Annotated in this window: 1 protein-coding gene; it reads right to left on the bottom strand. The window is 67.8% G+C overall.

Features of this window, described 5'->3' with window-relative positions; genetic code table 11:
- Positions 1-731, bottom strand: a 731-nt coding sequence (locus FMP39_RS37140; RefSeq protein ID WP_141594703.1) for a serine/threonine-protein kinase, incomplete at its 3' end; no start/stop codon positions are given.
- Between the last annotated feature and the right edge of the window lie 113 nt (positions 732-844).

Genomic DNA, 844 nt, shown 5'->3' with positions numbered 1-844 from the left:
GGCGACTTGCCAATGACACTCTGGACGTACTCCGCGTCCGTCCCCGCGTCGAAGGGCAACCTCGCCGTGAGGAGGCGGTAGAGGACAGTGCCCAAGGCCCACATGTCGTCCGAGGGAACGGACACGTAGCGGGCGCCCGACTGTTGGTCCATGTGCTGCTTCCAGAAGAGCCAGGCCTCGGGTGGCCGGTACTCCATCGTCCCCGGCGGCAGCATGGACTGGGTGACGCCGGGCGCGCCCCTGTAGTCCCCAATCCCGTAGTCCACCAGCACCGCCAGGCCGTCCGCGTCGCGCACCATGACGTTGGCGTCCTTCACGTCCCGGTGCACCACTCCCGCCTCGTGCGAGGCCTCCAGCGCCCGCGCCATGTCGAGCGTCACCTTCGCAATTCGCCGGGCACAGGGGTTCTCATCCTTCACCCACGCGCTGAGCTTCCGCCCCTCCACGTACTCCATGGCGATGAGGGCAAAGTCGCGCTCCTCGGCCTGCCAGTAGGTGAAGCCGCGAATGCCCACCACGTTCGGGTGCGTCAAGCGCAAGAGGATGGAGACTTCCTTCTCCACCCGCCCCTCCACGCGCTGCCGCTCCACGAGCTTCAGCGCGCAGGGCTGCCCGCCGTTCGTCGCGAGGTACACGGTGCCGAAGCCACCTCGGTCCAGCTGCCTCACCACCGTGTAGCCCATCACCGAGTCCCCAGGGGACAGCACGGCTGGGGGGCCGTTGTCCCTCATGGCGACTTCCTCGAGACTCTGTAGGACAGCAGGACTGCGGCCACGCGCATGCGACTCCCTCCCCGGCGCCGGTCCACGCTACCAGAAGCCCGGGGAAATCGCGCGAAGTCTTA

Origin of the sequence: Myxococcus sp. AB056 (genome assembly GCF_006547365.1) — a bacterium.
Taxonomy (GTDB): Bacteria; Myxococcota; Myxococcia; order Myxococcales; family Myxococcaceae; genus Myxococcus; species Myxococcus virescens.
The sequence above is the reverse complement of the archived record's forward strand: the minus strand, read 5'-3'. Positions and strand labels throughout refer to the sequence as shown.